25 protein-coding genes are annotated in these 18,958 nt (G+C 70.9%); 20 read left to right on the top strand and 5 right to left on the bottom strand.

From position 1 onward, the window contains the following. Nucleotides 1-103 precede the first annotated feature (103 nt). The 16 genes from H7A72_RS12560 (at nt 104) to H7A72_RS16720 (ending at nt 11,545) form a co-directional block, all read left to right on the top strand. The gene (locus H7A72_RS12560; RefSeq protein ID WP_185220751.1) at nt 104-2,116 is read left to right on the top strand and encodes an NADPH-dependent 2,4-dienoyl-CoA reductase; all 2,013 of its coding nucleotides are present in this window, start codon (nt 104-106) and stop codon (nt 2,114-2,116) included. A gap of 1 nt (nt 2,117) precedes the next feature. Next, nucleotides 2,118-2,585: a hypothetical protein gene (locus H7A72_RS12555; RefSeq protein ID WP_185220750.1), complete on the top strand. Its 468-nt coding sequence runs from the start codon at nt 2,118-2,120 to the stop codon at nt 2,583-2,585. A 21-nt stretch (nt 2,586-2,606) separates the two neighbouring features. Then, on the top strand, nt 2,607-3,086 hold the full coding sequence (locus tag H7A72_RS12550) for a DUF1992 domain-containing protein (protein WP_185220749.1): 480 nt from the start codon (nt 2,607-2,609) through the stop codon (nt 3,084-3,086). A gap of 120 nt (nt 3,087-3,206) precedes the next feature. After that, nucleotides 3,207-4,556, top strand: a complete 1,350-nt coding sequence (locus tag H7A72_RS12545; RefSeq protein WP_185220748.1) for a recombinase family protein — start codon at nt 3,207-3,209, stop codon at nt 4,554-4,556. Next, on the top strand, nt 4,553-4,888 hold the full coding sequence (locus H7A72_RS12540) for a hypothetical protein (RefSeq protein ID WP_185220747.1): 336 nt from the start codon (nt 4,553-4,555) through the stop codon (nt 4,886-4,888). The genes H7A72_RS12545 and H7A72_RS12540 overlap by 4 nt, the downstream gene beginning before the upstream one ends. Before the next feature lie 73 nt (nt 4,889-4,961). Then, nucleotides 4,962-5,171: a hypothetical protein gene (locus H7A72_RS12535; protein WP_185220746.1), complete on the top strand. Its 210-nt coding sequence runs from the start codon at nt 4,962-4,964 to the stop codon at nt 5,169-5,171. Nucleotides 5,172-5,256: 85 nt separating this feature from the next. Further along, nucleotides 5,257-5,469, top strand: coding sequence for a hypothetical protein (locus tag H7A72_RS12530; protein ID WP_185220745.1), 213 nt, complete (start codon nt 5,257-5,259; stop codon nt 5,467-5,469). Continuing rightward, nucleotides 5,466-5,714 (top strand): hypothetical protein, encoded by a 249-nt coding sequence (locus tag H7A72_RS12525; protein ID WP_185220744.1) that lies wholly within the window; start codon nt 5,466-5,468, stop codon nt 5,712-5,714. The genes H7A72_RS12530 and H7A72_RS12525 overlap by 4 nt, the downstream gene beginning before the upstream one ends. Next, a complete protein-coding gene (locus H7A72_RS12520; RefSeq protein ID WP_185220743.1) occupies nt 5,711-7,117 on the top strand; it encodes a phage/plasmid primase, P4 family in 1,407 nt (468 codons plus the stop codon). Before H7A72_RS12525 ends, H7A72_RS12520 begins: the two co-directional genes overlap by 4 nt. A gap of 139 nt (nt 7,118-7,256) precedes the next feature. Beyond that, nucleotides 7,257-7,520 (top strand): WhiB family transcriptional regulator, encoded by a 264-nt coding sequence (locus tag H7A72_RS12515; protein ID WP_223277641.1) that lies wholly within the window; start codon nt 7,257-7,259, stop codon nt 7,518-7,520. Between the two features lie 409 nt (nt 7,521-7,929). Beyond that, the gene (locus tag H7A72_RS12510) at nt 7,930-9,087 is read left to right on the top strand and encodes a radical SAM protein (protein WP_185220742.1); all 1,158 of its coding nucleotides are present in this window, start codon (nt 7,930-7,932) and stop codon (nt 9,085-9,087) included. Beyond that, the gene (locus tag H7A72_RS12505; RefSeq protein WP_185220741.1) at nt 9,084-9,341 is read left to right on the top strand and encodes a hypothetical protein; all 258 of its coding nucleotides are present in this window, start codon (nt 9,084-9,086) and stop codon (nt 9,339-9,341) included. The genes H7A72_RS12510 and H7A72_RS12505 overlap by 4 nt, the downstream gene beginning before the upstream one ends. Further along, a complete protein-coding gene (locus H7A72_RS12500) occupies nt 9,338-10,345 on the top strand; it encodes a hypothetical protein (protein ID WP_185220740.1) in 1,008 nt (335 codons plus the stop codon). Before H7A72_RS12505 ends, H7A72_RS12500 begins: the two co-directional genes overlap by 4 nt. Beyond that, complete coding sequence (locus H7A72_RS12495; RefSeq protein WP_185220739.1) at nt 10,342-10,623, top strand: hypothetical protein; 282 nt, start codon at nt 10,342-10,344, stop codon at nt 10,621-10,623. The genes H7A72_RS12500 and H7A72_RS12495 overlap by 4 nt, the downstream gene beginning before the upstream one ends. A 76-nt stretch (nt 10,624-10,699) precedes the next feature. Continuing rightward, complete coding sequence (locus tag H7A72_RS12490) at nt 10,700-10,870, top strand: hypothetical protein (RefSeq protein ID WP_185220738.1); 171 nt, start codon at nt 10,700-10,702, stop codon at nt 10,868-10,870. A 99-nt stretch (nt 10,871-10,969) separates the two neighbouring features. After that, the gene (locus H7A72_RS16720; RefSeq protein ID WP_223277640.1) at nt 10,970-11,545 is read left to right on the top strand and encodes a hypothetical protein; all 576 of its coding nucleotides are present in this window, start codon (nt 10,970-10,972) and stop codon (nt 11,543-11,545) included. 705 nt (nt 11,546-12,250) lie between these two features. Here H7A72_RS16720 and H7A72_RS12480 read toward each other — a convergent pair. Continuing rightward, a complete protein-coding gene (locus tag H7A72_RS12480; protein ID WP_185220737.1) occupies nt 12,251-12,787 on the bottom strand; it encodes a hypothetical protein in 537 nt (178 codons plus the stop codon). A 199-nt stretch (nt 12,788-12,986) separates the two neighbouring features. Further along, nucleotides 12,987-13,613 carry a peptide-methionine (S)-S-oxide reductase MsrA gene (msrA, locus tag H7A72_RS12475; protein WP_223277639.1) on the bottom strand — a complete coding sequence of 209 codons (627 nt, stop codon included), beginning with the start codon at nt 13,611-13,613 and terminating at the stop codon, nt 12,987-12,989. Between the two features lie 126 nt (nt 13,614-13,739). Between msrA and H7A72_RS12470 the strand changes: the two genes are divergently transcribed. Next, complete coding sequence (locus H7A72_RS12470) at nt 13,740-14,522, top strand: WXG100 family type VII secretion target (protein WP_185220735.1); 783 nt, start codon at nt 13,740-13,742, stop codon at nt 14,520-14,522. A 77-nt stretch (nt 14,523-14,599) separates the two neighbouring features. On the opposite strand, the gene greA is transcribed toward H7A72_RS12470, so the two are convergent. Together greA and H7A72_RS12460 are read right to left on the bottom strand one after the other, a co-directional pair. After that, the gene (greA, locus tag H7A72_RS12465; RefSeq protein ID WP_072625337.1) at nt 14,600-15,094 is read right to left on the bottom strand and encodes a transcription elongation factor GreA; all 495 of its coding nucleotides are present in this window, start codon (nt 15,092-15,094) and stop codon (nt 14,600-14,602) included. 169 nt (nt 15,095-15,263) lie between these two features. After that, on the bottom strand, nt 15,264-15,689 hold the full coding sequence (locus tag H7A72_RS12460) for a DUF4307 domain-containing protein (RefSeq protein WP_185220734.1): 426 nt from the start codon (nt 15,687-15,689) through the stop codon (nt 15,264-15,266). Nucleotides 15,690-15,851: 162 nt separating this feature from the next. Between H7A72_RS12460 and mca the strand changes: the two genes are divergently transcribed. Then, on the top strand, nt 15,852-16,784 hold the full coding sequence (gene mca, locus H7A72_RS12455; protein WP_185220733.1) for a mycothiol conjugate amidase Mca: 933 nt from the start codon (nt 15,852-15,854) through the stop codon (nt 16,782-16,784). Continuing rightward, nucleotides 16,781-17,059, top strand: a complete 279-nt coding sequence (locus tag H7A72_RS12450) for a hypothetical protein (RefSeq protein WP_072625334.1) — start codon at nt 16,781-16,783, stop codon at nt 17,057-17,059. Before mca ends, H7A72_RS12450 begins: the two co-directional genes overlap by 4 nt. Here H7A72_RS12450 and H7A72_RS12445 read toward each other — a convergent pair. Next, on the bottom strand, nt 17,006-17,719 hold the full coding sequence (locus tag H7A72_RS12445; protein WP_185220732.1) for a hemolysin III family protein: 714 nt from the start codon (nt 17,717-17,719) through the stop codon (nt 17,006-17,008). The genes H7A72_RS12450 and H7A72_RS12445 overlap by 54 nt on opposite strands. Nucleotides 17,720-17,847: 128 nt before the next feature. Here H7A72_RS12445 and H7A72_RS12440 point away from each other — a divergent pair, with 128 nt between their 5' ends. After that, nucleotides 17,848-18,603, top strand: a complete 756-nt coding sequence (locus H7A72_RS12440; protein WP_185220731.1) for an isoprenyl transferase — start codon at nt 17,848-17,850, stop codon at nt 18,601-18,603. The last annotated feature ends 355 nt before the right edge of the window (nt 18,604-18,958 follow it).

The raw sequence follows: 18,958 nt of genomic DNA, 5'->3' as shown, positions 1-18,958 counted from the left end.
CCAACTGTGTCATCCCGTGGTGACAAAGCCAACGAGCGGTGCGACACCCCCTTCGTCATGGGTACCGTCGGCCCGACGCACGTCACTCCCACGAAGGACCACGATGACCGAGTACCCCACGCTCTTCTCGCCGCTCGACCTGGGCTTCACGACCCTGCGCAACCGCACGATCATGGGGTCGATGCACACCGGCCTCGAGGACCGGGCGAGCAACTTCGAGCGGCTCGCGGCCTTCTACGCGGAGCGGGCGAAGGGGGGAGCCGGCCTCATCGTCACCGGCGGCTTCGCCCCCAACATCGAGGGCAGCTTCTACCCCTTCGCCTCGAAGCTCACCACCCGCCGCGAGGCGCGCCACCACCAGCAGGTCACCGACGCGGTCCACCGCGAGGGCGGCAAGATCGCGCTTCAGATCCTGCACGCCGGCCGCTACGCCTACCACCCTTACTCGGTCTCGGCCTCGTCCGGGAAGTCTCCCATCACACCCTTCGCCGCTCGAGGCCTGAGCGAGAAGGGAGTTCGCCGCCAGATCCGGGCCTTCGCCCGCGCGGCCGAGCTCGCCCGCTCCGCCGGCTACGACGGCGTCGAGGTCATGGGCTCCGAGGGCTACTTCATCAACCAGTTCCTCGCCCCGCGGACCAACAAGCGCACCGACGGCTGGGGCGGCACGCCCGCCAACCGGCGCCGCATCGCCACCGAGATCGTCCGCGCCGTGCGGGCCGCGGTGGGGGAGGACTTCATCGTCGTCTACCGGCTGTCGATCCTCGACCTCGTCGAGGGCGGCCAGACGTGGGAGGAGATCCTCGCCCTGGCCACCGAGATCGAGGCGGCCGGCGCGACGATCCTCTCGACCGGCATCGGCTGGCACGAGGCGCGGGTGCCGACGATCGTCACCTCGGTGCCGCGGATGGCCTTCACCGACGTCGCCGAGCGGCTGCGCCCGCACGTCGACATCCCGGTCGTGACGAGCAACCGGATCAACATGCCCGACCAGGCCGAGCAGGTCCTCGCCGCCGGTCAGGCCGACCTCGTGCAGATGGCCCGTCCGTGGCTCGCCGACCCCGCGTGGGGCACCAAGGCGCAGGCCGGGCGCAGCGAGGCGATCAACACCTGCATCGCCTGCAACCAGGCCTGCCTCGACCACACCTTCCAGCGCAAGGTCGCCAGCTGCCTGGTCAACCCGCGCGCCGGCCACGAGACCGAGCTCGTCCTGTCGCCGACGGCCCGTCGCAAGCGGGTCGCGGTCGTCGGTGGCGGGCCGGCGGGTCTGTCAGCCGCGGTCTCCGCTGCCGAGCGCGGCCACGAGGTCGACCTCTTCGAGGCCGGCGACGACATCGGCGGCCAGTTCGCGCTCGCCATGCGCATCCCCGGCAAGGAGGAGTTCGCCGAGACGATCCGCTACTACCGCGGCGAGCTCGAGCGCCGCGACGTGGCCGTGCACCTCGGCACCCGGGTCGGCGCCGACGACCTCGCGGACTTCGACGAGGTGGTCCTCGCCACCGGAGTGACCCCGCGCGTCCCCGAGATCGAGGGCATCGACCACCCGATGGTCGTCACCTACCCCGAGGCGGTCCTGGGCACCCGCGAGATCGGCGAGCGGGTCGCGGTCATCGGCGCCGGCGGCATCGGTGTCGACGTCACCGAGCTGCTCACCACCGTCGAGTCCCCGACGCTCGACCTCAAGGAGTGGCAGGACGAGTGGGGCGTCGACCCCCTCTCGGTCGACCGTGGCGGGCTCAAGGAGGCCCACCCGGCCCCCTCGCCGCGCACCGTCTACCTCGTGCAGCGCAAGGAGACCAAGATCGGTGCCGGCCTCGGCAAGACCACGGGCTGGGTGCACCGCGCGGCGATCAAGGCCAAGGGCGTCCACCAGATCACCGGCGCCGCCTACGAGCGCATCGACGACGCGGGCCTGCACATCACCGTCGACGGCGCGCCCCGTCTGCTCGAGGTCGACAACGTCGTCGTGTGCACCGGCCAGGAGTCGGTCCGTGACCTCGTCGACCCGCTCCGGGCGAAGGGAGTCACCGTGCACGTCATCGGTGGCGCCGACGTCGCCGCCGAGCTCGACGCCAAGCGAGCGATCCGGCAGGGCACCGAGCTGGCCGCGAGCCTGTGAGATGCGCTCCCTCGGCCTGCTCCTCACCGCACTCCTCACCGCACTCCTCACGCTGACCGCGTGCGGCTCGGGGAGCGAGCCCGAGCGGCCCACAGAGCCGACCAAAAGCGTCGACGAGCGCGGGACCCGCAGCGACCTCGACCCGCTGACGTCACGCTTCCCCGACCTCGGGGACCCGGTGTCGGCGACGTGGCAGTCCGGCACCCTCGGCGACGACCGGACCGCGCCCGGCCCCTCGACCTACTGGATCGACGCCGTGATCACCGTCGAGCCCGAGGTGGCCGACTCCCTTCGCTCGCAGCCGTCGTCGGACAGTGGCCGGGACATGGACCTCGTCGACGCCGTGGCCGACGAGGTCGGCGACGGCGACTTCGACGCGGTGGTCCTCGGCGGTGCGGACATGTGGCAGGTCGACGCGTGGGTCGCCGCCGACCGCGACGTCGTGGTCGTCTCCGCCCGCGGGCAGTGAGCCGGAGGCCACACTGGGGTCATGGGAGTACCGCCGTACGAGGGGTGGGTCGAGCGTCAGATCCGTGAGGCCACCGAGCGCGGGGAGTTCGACGACCTACCCGGCGCCGGCCGGCCCCTGCGCGGGATCGAGAGCAGTGACCCCGACTGGTGGGTCAAGGGGATGATGGCCCGCGAGGGGCTCGACAGCAGCGACGCGCTGCCGCCCGTGCTGCAGCTGCGACGCGAGGCGGCCGGCTACCCGCAGTCCCTCGCCGACGAGCGCCACGAGGCCGATGTGCGCGAGCTACTGCGCGACTTCAACCGGCGCGTGCTCGACGAGCGCAGGCGCCCGACCTTCGGGCCGACGGCGCCACCGCTGGCCCCGACGGTCGACGTCGAGCAGATGGTCGCGGCGTGGCGTCGGCTGCGCGAGGAGCGGGCCGTCGTCCCGACGCCGGTGGAGGCCCCGGGGTCGCCCCCTTCGCCTCGACGGTGGTGGCGCCGGCTCCTCGGCAGGTGACCGGGGTCAGGCGTCGCGGCCCAGCACCGACTCCTGGCTCGGCACCTCGTCCTGACGCAGGATCCCGACCTGGCAGGTCAGGCCGTTGGGGCCGTGGTTCGGATCATATACCCTTAGTGCATGAGCGAGTCAACGGTGGCGATCTACGCGCGCCAGAGTCTCGACCGGCACGGCGACGAGCTGGCCGTGGGTCGGCAACTCGAGCTGTGCCGACGGTTTGCCGAGGCGAAGGGCTGGACGGTCGCGGGGGAGTACGTCGACAACGATCGCAGCGCGACGAGCGGGGCGCGCCGGCCTGAGTTCGAGAGGCTGCTGGAGGACCGACCTCCGCGCATCGTCGTCTGGCACATCGACCGCCTCGTGCGCCTGACGCACGACCTCGAGCGGGTCATCGACCTGGGCGTGAACGTGCACGCCGTGGAGGCCGGGCACGTCGACCTGAGCAACCCCGCCGGCAGGGCCGTGGCAAAGACGATCACCGCGTGGTCGCAGTACGAGACCGAGCAGAAGGCGCTACGGCAGCGCGCGGCCAACGACCAGCGGGCCGCGGCCGGGCTGCCCTATGCGGCTCAGCGGGCATTTGGGTTCGAGCCGGACGGCATGACCGTGCGCGAGGCCGAGGCCGACGAGCTGCGTGCCGCTGCGGCCGGCGTGCTGCGAGGCGTGAGCCTGTCGGCGCTCGTGCGTTACCTCAACGACCGTGGGGTGAAGACCGCGACCGGGCGAGAGTGGAAGACGACGACGCTCAAGGCCGCACTGTTGAGCCCGCGCAACGCCGGGATGCGTCGGCACCGTGGCGAGGTCATCGGCAAGGCGGCATGGCCGGCGATCTTCGACGAGCAGACCGCCACGGCTGTGCACGCGATCCTGACCGACCCTGGCCGCGCGAGGAAGGGACCGCCGCTGCGCTACTTGCTGTCGGGCGTCATGCGCTGCGGTGTGTGTGGCGGGCCGATCACGGGGGCGATGGTCAAGGAAGCGCACAAGGGACCGACTTACCGATGCCTGGGCCACGTGTCGCGCAACGCTGCTCGTGTCGACGAGTACGTGATGGGCGTGCTCGTCGCGCGGCTGTCGCAACCCGACGCGCTCGACCTGTTGGCCCGGCCTGGCCGCGGTGGCGACCTCGAGCGACTCACGGGGGAGCGGGACGCGCTGCGTGGCCGGCTCGACGGGCTAGCCGAGGCGTTCGCGGCAGGCGGCATCGACATGCAGGCCATGACAGCCGGCACCCGGCGCGTGCGCGCCGAGCTCGAGGGTGTGGAGGGGAAGATCGCGGCCGCGGCAGTCGGCGACGCGATGGCGTCGGTGGTCACTGCCGATGATGTGGCCGCGGCCGTTGAAACGATGCCACAGGACACCCTTCGTCGGGTCATCGACTCCGTCATGGTGCTGACCCTCGAGAAGATCGGGACTGGCCGGCGACCCGCTGACCGGGGTGTGCGGATCGCATGGAGGGGGCAGGAGTGAGCACGCTGACGATCTACTGCGAGGGACGCGATGTGGCTGCGAGGCACCGCGCTGGCGGCAAGCACGAGCGCGTCGTTGTCCTCGCGATGCGACTCGACGGCGACGCGTTGTGGTTCGATCCGCCGGAGGCGTTGCAGCGCCGCATGGACGCGCCGAAGGGGCGGCCTGACCCTGGCGGTCGGGAACGGCTGAGCATCGTGTGCGACTGCGGCGAGTCGCTGGTGCTCGACTGGAGTCCGGCCAACTGGCGCGTCATGGGCGAGCTCGCCCGCGCGGGCGCCACCCTCCCCCTTGCACGACTCAACGCGTCGGTCTCGCGTCGGTCTACTTGAGGTAGTAGCATTTCGACCTAGCAAGACCTCTCAGCGGAGGCGATTGATTCGCCTTGCCTGAGAGGTCTTTCTCATGTCGTGGACTGCTGAGCGCGCCCGCGTTGCGTCCCTGTCTCGATCCCGAACCCCCGATGACCCCGAGCTCATCGCCGCCCGCCGGCAGTTGCGTGAGACGCGTCTGGCCGAGCACATCGCCAAGGTTGTGGCTGAGGCCCCGCCGCTGACCGCTGAGCAGCGCGACCGCCTGGCCGTCCTCCTGCGAGGCGGTGGTCAGATTGCTTGACCACAACGAAAGCCGCCCCCAGGCGGCGATCCCGGAGGCGGCAAAGTCGTTTGGCGGCGACAACTCAGATTCTACCGACCCGGCCGTGCTGCTCGCACGCACCGACCACGCGCTACTCGTGACGAGGACGATCCGGGGCGGCAAGGTCCGTCGGCGCATCCTGCTGTCGCTCGACGCGGCCGAGCGGGCTGCCGATCGCGTGGTCGGTGCCGGCTACCCGCCACCCACGATCACGCTCGTGCGGCTGCTGCCCGTGGGTCACGTCGACCTCGACGAGCTGGGCGGTGACGGCCGATGACGACGCCAAGGAACGTGCTCGACGAGTGGCCGCCGAGCCGCTGGGCCGACTATCTCGTCGGGCATCGCGCGGGCTACCTCGAGGGGCTCGAGCGTGGCCGGGCCCTGGCTGACGCTGAGGCTGCCGCGCGTCACCGTGCCGCCGCTGACGTCGTGCTGGCGATGACACGCGCGCCCGAGGTCGACCGGGCCGAGGCCGCAGCCCGACGAGCGCGGATCGACGCCCGGTTCGGGGGTGTCCGATGACCTTCGACGAGAGCGACGCGAGCAACTACGACGAGGCCGGTGTGAGCGTGGCCGAGCGGCTGCTGTCCGAGGACGGAGCGCAGGCGCACCACCGTGGGCAACCGAGGTTCGCGTACCTGCTGGCGCACTATTACGGCGACCGTCTGATGCACGTGCACGGGCTGGGTTGGTATGCGTGGGACGGTGCGCGCTGGGTGGAGGACACCGGGCAGGGTCAGCGCGCGGTGCTGCACCTGCTGCGGATGGGTTGGGATACCGCGCGCACCGACCGTGACATGGAGCGCGACGTGCGCGCGTGCGAGTCGGCCGCGGGCATCGCCGGCGTGCTGTCCATCGCGTCCGCGCTAGAGGCGTTCGCCTGCGCCGTGGATGACCTCGACGCCGACCCGTACCTGCTCAACGTCGCCAACGGCACGCTAGATCTGCGCACGTTCGAGCTGCGCCCGCACGACCCGGCCGACCGGCTTACGAAGATCACGACGGGCGCGTGGCGGTCGGACGTGGACGGGGCGACCTGGGCGCGGTTCTTGGCGTCGGTGCTGCCCGACGAGGACGAGCGCGGGTATCTGCAGCGGGTGGTCGGACAAGCCCTGTACGGGCGCGTGGGTGAGCACCTGTTCCCCGTGCTCATCGGCACGGGCGCGAACGGTAAGGGCACGTTCTACGGGGCCGTGGAGGCCGCGTTGGGCGACTACGTGCGGGTCATCGACCCGGCGCTGCTCATGGCCTCGGATCGCACGCGCACGCCGGGGCCCGAGCTCATGGAGCTGATGGGTGCGCGCTTGGTCATCGGCTCGGAGACCGAGGACGGGCGCAAGCTCGACGAGGCGACCATGAAGCGGCTGACGGGCGGCGACTCGATCACCGCACGCCGGCTCTACCGCGAGCCGGTGACGTGGACACCGACGCACCAACTGGTCTACGTGACCAACCACCTGCCGACCGTCAAGGGCAATGACCCGGCGGTGTGGCGTCGGGTGCGGGTGATCCCCTTCGACGTGGTGGTGCCCGTGGGCGAGCGCGACCCGCACCTGCCGGCTCGTCTGCAGCTTGAGGCCGACGCGGTGCTTGCCTGGGCTGTGGACGGATACCGCGCGTACCTCGACGGGGGCATGTGTGAGCCGGCGTCCGTCACCCGCGCCACCGATGAGTACCAGGCCGACAGCGACGCCGTGGGCCGGTTCATCGACGAGGCGTGCATGGCCTCGCCGGTCGCCACGGCCACCACGCGCGAGCTGTTCACCGCGTGGCAGCGGTGGGCGGTGCAGGAGGGTGCCGAGGCCCTGACCGAGCGCGCGCTGAGCAAGGAGCTCGAGCGTCTCGGGTACGAGTCCAAGCGCACCAAGCGGGGCAAGACCTGGGCCGGTCTCGCGCCCTACCGCGACGACGAGGAGGGGCTGTGAATCCCCGGAAAATCAAGGGTTCTGGCGGTTGGGTGACGCAAGGTGACGGTTTCCCCGAACTTTTCCTATCTCCTACTCGCGTGGAGAAGTTTGGGGAAAGCGTCACCAAGCGTCACCACCACCGATCTGGGCGGGCGTCGTGAGTGCCCGCGAGGCCCTCGACCGGGCCCTGCTGGACATGGCAGCCGATGGACGTCGACCCCGCTGCGGTGAGCCGGCAGAACACCTGTGGTGGACGTCCGAGAAGGCCGACGAGCGGGCCCGCGCAGCTGGCCTGTGTGCCGGGTGCCCCGTGCTGGCGCAATGCGCGCAGGCCGCCGAGGAAGAGCACGCGCTGTTCGTCTGGGCCGGCGTCGACCACGGCACCCGACCACGCATGAAATCGAAGGAGAGCACCCGATGAGACCCGAGATGGACGCCATGACACGGATGGTGCGGCAGGCGAGCCGAGCAGGTGTGCACGTGCCATGCAGCCGCGTTGAGTGGGCGCAGCAGGCACTCGCCGCGGACGTGCGAGACCGGGCGCTGGCAGCGGCTGCGTGTTCCTCGTGCGACCGGCTGACGGCGTGTGCCCACATTGCCGACGCCGCGCCGCCGAGTGGGGGGGTCGCGGCAGGAGTCGACTACGGGCCCGTTGGTGCGATCGGGCCGAGGTGCGCACTGTGACCGGCAACGCGTGGGTGACTGGCGCGTCTGACCTGCTGGCAGACCTCCGCCCGGACGGCTCCATTGACTGTCGGCTGTGCTATCGCCTTTGTCGGCTCGAGCCCGGAGAGTCTGGTCCGTGCGGGCACCGCACCAACCGAGCGGGCGTGCTCGAGCTCGTCGGGCATGGCGAACTGTCGACGCTGCAGAGGTCCATGTCCGGGATCAACGGCGACACGTTCGCCAGCTTCAAGCCTGGTCGTCCGGCTGCGTTCGTCGGCGGCACGCGGTGCACAGCCGGATGCACGTTCTGCTCATCGGGCAAGGCGGTGCACAACCCGGATGCCCTACCGCTGGCCGAGCCGTCTCGGCCCGTAGAGCCCGAGCTTGACGGACTGACGAGCCTGCCCGCGCTGGACATGTTCTATGGCGCACGGGCGTACATGCACCCGGTACTGGCCGCACGGACAGTTGCCCAGTTGGGCGCGGTCGTCGCCACGCTGGGCATGAACGAGCCGACGTTGACGATCGAGTGGTCCCTAGATTTCGCGCGCGAGTGCGCCGATCTCGGAGTCGATGTTCAGGTGCAGACCAATGGGTTCACGACGCCGGAGGGGATCGCGGTCCTAGCCCCGTGGGTGTCGGCCGTGCACGTCGGGATCAAGGGGTCGGCCGATCCGGCGTTCTACGACCGCCTGATGCGCTCCCCGGGCGGCGAGGTCGCTGCACTGGACTCGCTGCGCATGTGGCGCGAGTCGGGCGTGCACGTCATCGTCGGTGACCTGCTCGCAGCACCGCACATGCAGTCCCGTGAGGCGTTCGAGGACCACGCGCGTCGGTTCTACGAGCGCGTGCACGCCGACTTGGGCTCGGTGGTGGACGTGTACACGATGATTGCCCTGACCCCGGCGCAGCCTGTGGGCGTGCGCATGGGGCAGGCTGCCACCCGCCGCGAGCTGTGGCCCGAGTACGTGGAGCGCGTCGACCGGGCCCGACAGCTCGCGCGGGACGCGGGCCTGCCGTTCTGGCGCGACGGGCCCCGCGCGCTCAAGTGCTCGTGTGGGCAAGACCTGCTCAGCAATGACGACATCTGCGGGGATGCCCTGGGCGATGACGCGCCGTGCGCGGTCGGTCACGTGTTCTGCCCCTTCCAGACCACGACCACGCCCGACGTCACGCCAGACAGTCGCTGCAACAGCTGCGACCGACGGGTGCCTGTGATCCCCACGACGGCGCAGGAGACCGCCGGCGCGCGCGCAGTCATTGAGCGGGTGTGGCGTGAGGAGGGCCCGTCGTGGCTCGCCAGCTGGCAGGGCAATTCATGAGCGCCGCGTCCGAGGTCGACGTGATCGTGATCCGCACTCACGAGGCGACTGTGCTCGTCGGGGGAGTGCGGGTGCGCTGGCGGGCTGCTCGAGGCCCACGGCTGCACGCAATCCGCTGGCTGTGCGACGAGTGCGGCAGCCACCCCAACCCGACGTGCTGGCACGCGGCCCACGCCGCTGCCGCCGTCGCCACCCAACTGCTCGGTCTACCGGCCGAGGTCATCACCACCAACCCGAAGGAGCAAGACAGATGATCACCAACTTCAACCAGACCACCATCCCCAACATCTCGCAGATCATCGGCACCCACACCGCCGACCCTGGCCCGAAGGCGGTCATTGCCGCGGCACAGGCCAACCCAGAGTTGGCGGGCGCGCTCGAGGCCCTCGAGGGGTACACGTTGGCCCGCCAGCGCATCGAACGAGTGCAGGCCCTGGGCCAACTGTGGACGACGCAGGCACAGACGGCGATAGCTGGCGCGAGCGAGCACGAGACGCTGGTGGCCGCGCTCGATGCCGACGACACCGACGGTCTGGCCGGCCGTCTGGCCGACGCGCGCCACGAGGCCGAGGGCATCCTGGCCGCGCTGGCCACGGCCGCGCAGACCGCCCGCGCGCTCGTCGCGGAGCGAGACGGCATCGCCGGTCGCGCAGACGCGATCCTGGCCAACCTCGACACCCGGCTGCGTGAGGTCGCACAGCGGCACGCGGCCGCGGTGGCCAAGTCGAAGGGTGCGACGACCGCAGAGGCGGCGATCACGGCAGGTGCAACGAAGGCGTGGACCGAGGCCGGAGACACCCGCGAGACCGTGCGCCGGATCCGGGAGGCGCAGAGCACCGTCCTGCGCCACCTTGCCCGGGACGTGTTCGACCGGCTGGCCACGGACAACCGGTACATGCTGGCGTGCGCCGAGGTCGACGACTGGCAGCCGATCGCGCCGGACCTGCCGCAGATCATCCGACACGGCGGCATCTGGAACACCGACAAGACACACGCCAAGTACGGCAGGCAGACCGGGCAGCTGGTTCAGCCCATGTCCGTGCCGTGGCCCGACGAGCGCGCGGCCCGGGCCGACTGGCTGCTGGCCAACCACCCCGAGCGGCTGTGCGTGCGGTCTCTGGCGGACATCGAAGAGAGTTACCGGGCCCTGCGAGGCCAGGTGTCGCGGTGCACGCCGACGGGGGGCCAGGCGGAGCCGGGCCGACTGATCAGCTACGACGAGATCACCACGCGTACGTACACCGGGGCTCGTCGATGAGCGCCGAGCGGGGCCGGCTGGTTTACGACGCCGCGCACGGTGCCACGCGGGCCGAGAAGGAAGCCGCGCGGGCCGAGCTGCGTCGACTCGACGAGCAGCGCCGGGCTGAGACCGAGGCAGCCGAGCGAGACGCGGAACAGCGACGGGAGGAAGAGCGCCGGGCGCGCATCTACTTCCCTGCTGAGGACGTCCCGGCCCCGCCGCGTGAGTCCGTCAAGAAGCGCGGTGACGACCTGTACGAGCACCTCTACGTCGAGAACCGGGGCCGGTTCCACTAGCGGGCTGCTCGCACCCCCCAGACCCCCGCCCGGCGCAGACGACCGGAGCGGGTCAACGAAGAGAAAGGCACCACCGATGGACCAGACCGAGCTCACCGCGATCTACGAGGAGTACCTGGCCAAGGCCGTGGAAGCTGCCCCAGCCCTGCAGGGAGAGGCAGCCAAGCCGAACGCGAACCACGTCTACGCGCAGACGTTCGCGGCCATCGCGGCCGCTGCGGCCGCCCGGCTCAACGTCGTGGCCTGACACCCGGAGGGGGGAGGGCGCTCGACCACCCTCCCCCCTCCCCCTGCCGGTGGCTCAGGTGAGACGGCAGGGACACCAGCGGGCGTGCGGGCAGGGGCGATGCGGAACGTCAAGAAGAAGTTGAAGAAGAAGATGAAGAAGAAGATCAAGAACGATGCGCGAGCAGCGATGACCTCGCAACGGCGACGCGAACGAGCACGCGCACCCGGCGCATCGGATCGGGGCCCCACAATCCCCTCGCCACCCCCACGAGCCCAGAACGTTAGGTACTGCGATCCGCCGTGCACACCCCGCGAAACGATCCCAAGGAAGGATCCTGAAATGACTACGAAGAAGGCCCCCAGCGGGCTGCAGAGCGCCGGGAAGCGGCTGTGGTGGTCCGTCGTCGACGACTACGAACTGGACGTGCACGAGGAGATCCTGTTGTTGCAGGCGTGCCGGTGCGCCGACCGGCTCGACACCCTGGCGAAGGAGGCGACCACGGCCACGATCACCAACACCAAAGGCGATGTGGTGGCGCACCCGGCGCTGGTGGAGTCCCGGCAGCAGTCCATCACCCTGTCGCGCTTGTTGGCCTCGATGAGGCTCCCGTCCGGCGACGAAGGGGAGCAGCCGCAGCGACCCCCGCGGCGCGGTGGCGCTCGTGGTTCGTACGGGGTGCGGGGTGTGGTCTAGTGCGTCGCCGCCCCAAGCCGACGACGACCGGCGCGAGCAGCCCCATCCCGGACGACCTGGCAGCCGGTCCCGTGCTCGACGTGTGGGCCGACGCGGACAAATGGGCCGCGCACCGACGCGGTGAGGTCGACCACTTCGACCCGGCGCTGAATGCGCGTCGTCGGTGGCAACAGGCGGCGGCGCGTTGGGTGGCCGCGCAGCCTGACCCAAGCGAGGCGTCCGAGGCATTGCGCCGGGTGCGGCACTCGAGCTGACCCAAAGCGGAGCTCACACCCGAGCCGGGGGCGTTGTCGTACCTGCTCGAGCAGGTGGGTGGTCATGCACGGCGCGGGCCCTACGGGGCAGGGCTGTGGCGAAACCCTCCCAAAGAAGCCGACTCCGCGTTGTTTCCGCCCACGCCCTCTAGCCCGCCCTCGATTCGAGAGCGAGCTGGAGTCAGACCCGACGACGGCCGTGCACTGCCATGCCGTCGGGCGACGCGTGCCGGCTCACGCGTCTGGGAGTCATCGCCGGGCGGTGCTCGAGTTGGTCGGGACGGTGGGCGTTGTGTCTCGCACCGTCACGCGCGGCTGAGTCGCTGTTGAGCGCCGCGCGATCTTCCAAATGGAAAATCAGGGCCGGGTAGCCCTGGCAGGCACACGGGCTGACCTTGCATTTGCAAGATGAGACCGTGTGCGAGCCGGAGAGACCCGACGTGGCGCTACCTCAGCGCGCGTCCTCGATGATCCGGGCAGCCTCGACGAGCGCGGCCGCGAGGTCACGCGCCTGAGCCGCGGTGACACCCGACTCGACGCGGTCGGGCAGGTGCACGGTGACGTCCTCACCCGGCTCGAGGCACAGGCCGAGCACGACGTCGCCCACCGTGACCTCACCGACGTGTGTCCCCGGCTCGAGGGCTGGGTGGCTGCTGCACCACGCGGGGCAGGTCGCGTCGATACCGTCGAGGAAGTCGGACACCTTCGTACCGAGCAGCTCGCAGGCGTGGGCGAGTTCCTCAACGGTCGGGTTGTCGGAGACCTCGACGTCGTGGCCGGCACGCCGCAGGGACGCGCGCAGGTGCCCTGCGATGCGCTGAGTGAAGGCGACCGCCTGCGTGGCGCGCTGCTGTGCCTCGAAGGCGGCGAGTGCGTCCTGGCAGTCCTGGCAGCCGACGAAGTGGGCGCGGGCGGTCTCGTCGGTCCACGGGCCCTCAGCGCCGCACCACATGCTGGCGAAGGAAGGCCACACGTCCTGGGCACTCATCGGGTCACCTCGAGGAAACAGGCGACCGTAACGACGACGAGCGAGCCGAGTAGGCCGAGGTTCTGTGCTGCGGCCGTTGCCGCGGGTAGGGTGAACATGCGCGAGACCTCCTGAGTCTGGCGTCATGCCCCCGAGTGTTAGCGCACTGCGGGGGCGCTCACGTCTCGACGGTTGTCTCGACGTAGGCCCCCGCTGTCACTTACCTAATGGCAGGTAGTTGGCAACCGTTGGGGCCGTGGTTGCAGTACCCGCCGGGATTCTTGTGGAGGTACTGCTGGTGGTAGTCCTCGGCGTACCAGAAGGTCCCCGCCTCGCTCGCCGGGCGCATCTCGGTGACGACCGGCGGCAGGTTGTGTCGCCGCAGCTCCTCGCCGAAGGCCGCTGCCGTCGCATCGACGGCCGCGCGCTGCTCCTCGGTGGTCCAGTAGATCGCCGAGCGGTACTGCGTGCCGACGTCATTGCCCTGGCGGTCGGGGGTCGTCGGGTCGTGATTTTCCCAGAAGGCCTTGAGCAGCAGCTCCGGTCGCGTCTGCCGGGGGTCGTAGGCGACGAGGACGCTCTCGGTGTGCCCGGTCAGCCCGGTGCACGTCTCCTCGTAGGTCGGGTTGGGCGTGAAGCCGCCCATGTATCCGGCGGCCGTGGTCACCACGCCGGGCAGCTGCCAGAAGATCCGCTCCGCGCCCCAGAAGCAGCCCATCGCGACGTGGAGCACCTCGGTGCCCTCGGGCCACGGGCCTTCGAGCGGCGTGCCGAGCACCTCGTGGGTCGTCGGCACGGTGAAGGGCCGCTCCGGACGGCCCGGCAGGGCGCTCTCGGCGGTGGGCATGGGTGGGATCGCACGACCGAACATGCCCTCCATCCTCGCAGGTCGGGCGAAGGGGAGTCCTCCCCATTGGGAGCATCGGCTCCGGCTGCCTAGGGTTGACGCGAGACCGGAGGAAGGCAGGCGCGGGTGCGGCACATCAGTCATGGGGCGGACGTCGAGAGACTCGACGACATCGCCGTGGCCCTGCGACGCCAGGGGGACAAGGTCACCGACGCCGGTGACCGTGGGGCCAACCTCGTCGAGCGTCTGCGGGCGCTGTGGGACGGGCCCGACTTCGAGCGCTTCGCCAAGGACTGGCGCGCGGCGCACCGCCAGCTCGACGACGCCGAGAGCGCGATGCGCACCTTCAGCCGCAAGCTCGTCGCCGAGGCCGAGGCACAGCGCAACACGTCCAGCATCGGCGGCAGTTCCCTGAGCGGTGGCTCCGGAGGGTCGGCCTTCCAGCGCTCCGACCGGGGCGGCTCGAGCAGCGACGGACCGGCCTTCGAGCGGTCCGACGGAGGCGGCTCGAGCAGCGACGGCGCGGCCTTCGAGCGGTCCGACGGCCGGGGGACCGGTCAGGCCTACCGGCTGGCGGACTCCCTGCGTGACCACCCCCTGGCGGTGTGCCCGGCGCTGCCCGACGACGCCGAGACCCTCGAGCTGGGAGCCTTCGAGCGGGTCGAGACCCAGCCCGCCTTCGAGCGGGTCGAGACCCAGCCCGCATGGGACCTGCCGGACATCGACTCGCTCGAGCCGCTGCCTGCATGGGAGAGCCCGGACCTCGGCCCGATCGAGCCGCTGCCCGCACCCTGGGAGCGGCCGGAGATCGGCCCGATCGAGATCCTGCCGGCGCCCCTGCCCTTCGACCCGATCCGGATCGGCGAGGGCGAGCTGCACCAGGACGTCGACGGGGAGTGGCTGCGCTGACTCGTCCACAGGCATGACGAAGGGGGGTCCCGACCAGTTGGTCGGGACCCCCCTTCGTGGCTCTGCCGTCGCGGCGATCAGGCCTGGTAGGGCTTGGCCGAGACGATCTTGACCTCGATGGTCTTGCCGTTGGGGGCGTCGTAGGTGGCGGTCTCGCCGACCTTCTTGCCGTTGATCGCGCCGCCGAGCGGGGACTGCTCGGAGTAGACGTCGATCGAGTCGCTGCCGTCGGCGATCTCGCGGGACCCGAGGAGGAAGGTCTCCTCGTCGCCGAAGAGCTCGACGGTGACGACCATGCCGGGCTCGACGACACCGTCGTCCGGCGGGGCCTCGCCGACGATCGCGGTGTCGAGGATCTGCTTGAGCTGGCGGATGCGGGCCTCCATCTTGCCCTGCTCCTCCTTGGCGGCGTGGTAGCCACCGTTTTCCTTCAGGTCGCCCTCCTCGCGGGCGGCCTCGATGCGCTTGGCGATCTCGACGCGACCCGGGCCCGAGAGCTCACGCAGCTCGGCCTGGAGTCGCTCGAAGGCCTCCTCGGTCAGGTACGACGCGGTGGACGCGGTCTGGGTCACGGATCTCTCCTTGCTCTGTAGCCGTGCGGGATCGACGTCGACCCCCACGGACGGTGAACCGGGGTGCCTCGGCGGTGCCGGGTGATGCACAAAGGTCTGGACCCATCGGTCCAGACCCACGGTTGCGGTAAAGAATCAGTGTACCGCCATCTGCCGGCAGATGCAGGTGTCAGTCCACCGCGGCGCAGTCCTTGACCGTCGCCGTCACCGCGGTCGTCGTCGTGCGCACCGCGGCCCGCACGCGCGTGGTGCGCTCCTCGCTCGCCGGCACCGCCTGCTCCTTGGTCCCGACGCGTCCGTACTGGTCGTCCATCGCGGTCACCGTGCACGACAGCGCGGTCCCCGGGGGGCGCGTGACGTCGAAGATCATGACGATCTCGCGCTCGCCGTTGCGCTCGAAGCCGATGTCGGTGCTCGTCACCGCGCCCTCGGTGCTCGAGAGGCCGAACCAGATGGTCAGCGCGGTCGCGACGACGACGAAGCCGCCCCCGAGGAGCCACCAGCGCCGTTGTCCCCGACCGGCCTTGGCCTCGTGCTCCGCCTCCTCGCGCTCCGGGTCCCAGGCCGGTTCGGTCTCGGGGGTGTCGGGGCTCATCACTGCTCCTGCAGGCGAAGGGGGTGGCACCGGTCGTCGTCGAGGGAATCGGCGCGCGGTGAGAGGATGGGTCCATTGTCCGTGACACCAGACCGCGTCGGCACACCGGCCCGCGCGGCGCACCTCCCCGGGAGGACCCCAGCAGTGGAAGCACTCAGGCTCATGGCCGTGCACGCACACCCCGACGACGAGTCGAGCAAGGGTGCCGCGACGACCGCCCGCTACGTCCACGACGGCGCCGAGGTGCTCGTCGTGACGTGCACCGGTGGTGAGCGCGGCGACGTGCTCAACCCCAGGCTCAAGGACGACCCGCACATCCAGCGCGACATCGTCGAGGTGCGGCGTCAGGAGATGGCGCGGGCGCAGGCCGCCCTCGGGGTCCAGCACACCTGGCTCGGCTTCGTCGACTCCGGCCTGCCCGAGGGCGACCCGCTGCCCGCGCTGCCCGACGGCTGCTTCTACCGTGAGCCGCTCGAGGTGGCGACCGAGGCGCTCGTGCGCGAGATCCGCCGCTTCCGCCCGCACGTCATGACGACCTACGACGAAAACGGGGGCTACCCGCACCCCGACCACGTCATGACCAACCGCGTGAGCGTCGCGGCCTTCGAGGCGGCCGGCGACCCCGAGGCCTTCCCGCACGCCGGCGAGCCCTGGCAGCCGCTCAAGCTCTACTACATCGGCGGCTTCAGCCTCGACCGGATCCACACCTTCCACGAGGCGCTCGTCGCAGCGGGCAAGGAGTCCCCCTTCGTCGACTGGATCACGCGCGCCGAGGGTCGACCGCAGCGCACGCTGACGACGTGGGTCGAGTGCTCGGCCTTCTTCGACGCCCGTGACGAGGCGCTGCGCTCGCACGCGACGCAGATCGATCCCGATGGCTTCTTCTTCGCCGTGCCCAACGACGTGCAGGCCGACCTGTGGCCGACCGAGGAGTACGAGCTGGCGATCAGCCTCGTCGAGACCTCGCTGCCCGAGGACGACCTCTTCGCCGGGATCCCGGCGAGCCTGGCCGAGGCCGACGCCCTCGGTGCGCGCACCGACCTGACCGCGGTCCACGACACCCGGACCGCACCGACCGTGAGGGAGTGGCAGTGAAGACCCCCAGCACCGAGGTCGGCCCCGGGATGTGGGCCTTCGTCGCCTTCTTCGTCCTGGCCCTGGCCCTGTGGCTGCTCATGCGCAGCATGTTCGGGCGGCTGCGCCGGATCAACCTCGCCGAGCGTGACCGGGAGCAGGCCGAGCGCGAGCGCGCCGAGCGAGCCGGGCTGGCGCGCGATGCGTCGGGGGAGGGCGAGGAGCCCTCGTCGCAGGACGCGTCAGGAGTTGGCGATCGGCCCGAAGAGGGCGAGCGTCGCGGCGACGAAGTGTGAGATGAAGGCCAGCACCGTCAGCGCGTGGAAGATCTCGTGGAAGCCGAACCACCGCGGTGACGGGTTGGGCCGCTTGAGCCCGTAGACCACGGCGCCTGCGGTGTAGAGCGCGCCGCCCGCGACGACGAAGGCGAGGATCGTCCAGCCGCCGTGGGTCAGCAGCGGCTTGATGTAGAAGACGGCGACCCAGCCGAGGGCGACGTAGACCGGCACGTAGAGCCAGCGCGGCGCGCCGACCCACAGCACCCGGAAGAGCACCCCGATGATCGCGCCGCTCCAGACGATGACGAGCAGCGTGATCGCCTGGGTGCGCGGCAGCATCAGCGCGAAGGGGGTGTAGCTCCCCGCGATGATGAGGAAGATGTTGGCGTGGTCCCAGCGGCGCAGCGCGCCGGCCAGACGTCCGCCCCAGCGGCCCCGGTGGTAGACCGCCGAGGTACCGAAGAGCAGACCGGCGGTGATGGTGAAGACCATCGCGGCGACGCGGCCGCCCTGGGTGGGGGCGGTCGAGGTGAGCACGAGGCCCCCGACGAGGGCCAGGGGAGCGGTGACCAGGTGGAGCCATCCCCGCAGGTGCGGCTTGACCGCCTCGACGAAGGCGTCGACGTGCTCGCCGACGTCGTCGGCGAGCTCCTTGATCTCCGCGCGGGGGGAATCCATACCGAAGACGGTAACCTACGGCGCCGTAGGTTGACCATGCCGGAGCGCCCTTCGGGCCGCCCGTGGGAGGGGTGACACGGACCGGCGGTAGGTTGGGCGCACGATCCTCGCCAGGAAGGGACTCGCGCGTGCGCAACCCGCTCTACAGCGCCTACGAGCGCCGACTCGTCGGCCAGCTCGACGCCGACTCGGTGCCCCGTCACGTGGGCATGATCGTCGACGGCAATCGGCGCTTCGCCAAGGCGCGTGGGGGCAACGCCGACGACGGCCACCGCGCCGGCGCGGCCAACGTGGGCAGCTTCCTCGAGTGGTGCGAGGAGGCCGGCGTCGAGGTCGTCACGCTCTGGCTGCTCTCGACCGACAACCTCACTCGTCCGCCCCAGGAGCTCGACAAGCTGCTGCGGATCATCGAGGGTCTCGTCGCCGACCTCGCGGCCGCCGGCCGGTGGCAGCTGCACGCGGCGGGCGCTCTCGACATGCTCCCGGTGCAGACCGCGGCCGCCCTGCGTCGCGCCGAGGAGGAGACGAGCGAGGTCGAGGGCCTCATCGTCAACGTCGCCGTCGGCTACGGCGGGCGCCAGGAGATCGCCGACGCCGTGCGCTCGCTGCTGCGCGCCCGGGCGGCCGAGGGTGCCACCCTCGAGGAGGTCGCCGGCGAGCTGACCGTCGAGGACATCAGCGCGCACCTCTACACCAAGGGCCAGCCCGACCCTGACCTCGTCATCCGCACGTCGGGGGAGCAGCGCCTCTCCGGCTTCCTGCTGTGGCAGTCGGCGCACAGCGAGTACTACTTCTGCGAGGTCTACTGGCCCGAGTTCCGTCGGGTCGACTTCCTGCGGGCGCTGCGCGCCTACGCCGACCGGCACCGCCGCTTCGGCGCCTGACCCTCCCTTCGCACGTCCGTGAGGTCGTGCCTCCCCGCGAAGGGGGAGGAGTGGCCGGTGGGGCAGGTGTGACGGACGAGGGTTTCGGGGATGTGAACTTCTCGTTCGGCGGCTCCGACACGCCCGGCACGTGCACGGCCGCGGTGGTGCGCGGTCGTACGTTGACGGGGACGGACTGCACACCGCAGGCCGTCCGGGAGGCCTCAGGTATGGAGCTGCTGCTCAGCAGGAGGGGCCGGACCCGGCCCCGGCTCTCGCCGTCGGCCCGGTCCCGGCACCAGCACCGAGAGTAGGCGCGTGCGCGCCTGCCGGCGCGGCGCCCGTGGAGGAGACCGACGTGGACGACCTGATGACC

It is taken from the genome of Janibacter sp. YB324 (assembly GCF_014217915.1).
GTDB lineage: Bacteria > Actinomycetota > Actinomycetes > Actinomycetales > Dermatophilaceae > Janibacter > Janibacter indicus.
The sequence above is the reverse complement of the archived record's forward strand: the minus strand, read 5'-3'. Positions and strand labels throughout refer to the sequence as shown.

Excerpts from the sequence above, each read along its gene's own strand:
- H7A72_RS12545 (WP_185220748.1), top strand. The coding sequence starts at position 3,207 with ATGAGCGAGTCAACGGTGGCGATCTACGCGCGCCAGAGTCTCGACCGG.
- H7A72_RS12500 (WP_185220740.1), top strand. The coding sequence starts at position 9,338 with ATGATCACCAACTTCAACCAGACCACCATCCCCAACATCTCGCAGATC.
- H7A72_RS12490 (WP_185220738.1), top strand. The coding sequence starts at position 10,700 with ATGGACCAGACCGAGCTCACCGCGATCTACGAGGAGTACCTGGCCAAG.
- H7A72_RS12550 (WP_185220749.1), top strand. The coding sequence starts at position 2,607 with ATGGGAGTACCGCCGTACGAGGGGTGGGTCGAGCGTCAGATCCGTGAG.
- mca (WP_185220733.1), top strand. The coding sequence starts at position 15,852 with ATGGCCGTGCACGCACACCCCGACGACGAGTCGAGCAAGGGTGCCGCG.
- H7A72_RS12505 (WP_185220741.1), top strand. The coding sequence starts at position 9,084 with ATGAGCGCCGCGTCCGAGGTCGACGTGATCGTGATCCGCACTCACGAG.
- H7A72_RS12445 (WP_185220732.1), bottom strand. The coding sequence starts at position 17,719 with ATGGATTCCCCCCGCGCGGAGATCAAGGAGCTCGCCGACGACGTCGGC.
- H7A72_RS16720 (WP_223277640.1), top strand. The coding sequence starts at position 10,970 with ATGCGGAACGTCAAGAAGAAGTTGAAGAAGAAGATGAAGAAGAAGATC.
- H7A72_RS12555 (WP_185220750.1), top strand. The coding sequence starts at position 2,118 with ATGCGCTCCCTCGGCCTGCTCCTCACCGCACTCCTCACCGCACTCCTC.
- H7A72_RS12525 (WP_185220744.1), top strand. The coding sequence starts at position 5,466 with ATGACGACGCCAAGGAACGTGCTCGACGAGTGGCCGCCGAGCCGCTGG.
- H7A72_RS12480 (WP_185220737.1), bottom strand. The coding sequence starts at position 12,787 with ATGAGTGCCCAGGACGTGTGGCCTTCCTTCGCCAGCATGTGGTGCGGC.
- H7A72_RS12495 (WP_185220739.1), top strand. The coding sequence starts at position 10,342 with ATGAGCGCCGAGCGGGGCCGGCTGGTTTACGACGCCGCGCACGGTGCC.
- msrA (WP_223277639.1), bottom strand. The coding sequence starts at position 13,613 with ATGCCCACCGCCGAGAGCGCCCTGCCGGGCCGTCCGGAGCGGCCCTTC.
- H7A72_RS12535 (WP_185220746.1), top strand. The coding sequence starts at position 4,962 with ATGTCGTGGACTGCTGAGCGCGCCCGCGTTGCGTCCCTGTCTCGATCC.
- H7A72_RS12560 (WP_185220751.1), top strand. The coding sequence starts at position 104 with ATGACCGAGTACCCCACGCTCTTCTCGCCGCTCGACCTGGGCTTCACG.
- H7A72_RS12460 (WP_185220734.1), bottom strand. The coding sequence starts at position 15,689 with ATGAGCCCCGACACCCCCGAGACCGAACCGGCCTGGGACCCGGAGCGC.
- H7A72_RS12520 (WP_185220743.1), top strand. The coding sequence starts at position 5,711 with ATGACCTTCGACGAGAGCGACGCGAGCAACTACGACGAGGCCGGTGTG.